At 43.7% G+C, this 820-nt stretch carries 2 protein-coding genes; both read left to right on the top strand.

What is annotated here, in order from left to right; genetic code table 11:
* A partial coding sequence (locus tag ACFINS_RS09960; RefSeq protein ID WP_375706170.1) for a hypothetical protein occupies nt 1–351 on the top strand: 351 nt, incomplete at its 5' end.
* A partial coding sequence (locus tag ACFINS_RS09965) for a hypothetical protein (RefSeq protein ID WP_375706171.1) occupies nt 351–820 on the top strand: 470 nt, incomplete at its 3' end. The genes ACFINS_RS09960 and ACFINS_RS09965, both read left to right, overlap by 1 nt.

Raw genomic sequence — 820 nt, forward strand, 5'->3', positions numbered from 1 at the left:
CGGTGGAACGGGCTGCTAAACCAAATGGTTAAAGATGTGCGCAACACTTTTGGGCAGCCCATCATCTACACGCGAAAGGACAACCAGCAATCTTTTCGTATCACAGCGATTTACGGCATTAAACATTCAGAATCGGACGCCGGTGGCAGAATCCCCACCACAATTCCAAGAAAGGAACTTGATCTTTGTATCAATGACATCGGGGGAATACCACCAAAACCTCAAGATAGTATTGTGATCATCTCACCTGAAAATAACAAAGCCCCCTCTTCTCAAGAACACTTCACTGTTACAGATGTCCAAGCCTCTGAATCCGGTATGTATAAGCTTATCTTGCGAGAACAGAAATAATGAAACATCCCCGCGAGACGATAAGAGAAACATTTGTTGCGTTGATCAAAGCAGCAAAGACGGCAGCTGGTGACAATGTTTTCAATATGCGTGATTTCAATTTATTTATTGAAGCAATGCCAGCTATTAATATCTCAACGCAAAATGAAACCATTGAAGATGGACATGATTTTGGCTTAAGGCGGCGTGTTTTAACGCTAGATGTTGAATGCTATGCAACATGTGAAGATGGCGCACGTTTTGTTGACCAATTAGCATGGGAAGTTGAAGAGATTTTCCATGCCAACCCCAATCTTAACAACACCGTTGAGACATGCCGCCTGCAAAATATTGCTTTTGCCTTTGGTGATAATGGCGCTCTAGCACTCCACGGTGCAATTTTAACCTTTGACGTGACTTACGTCACCAATATCCCCTGCCCTGATGAAGGAAAGGCAATCGCAAGAGTTGTTGAACCCCTTGTCGGTTT

It is taken from the genome of Bartonella sp. AA2SXKL (assembly GCF_042197205.1).
Taxonomy (GTDB): Bacteria; Pseudomonadota; Alphaproteobacteria; order Rhizobiales; family Rhizobiaceae; genus Bartonella.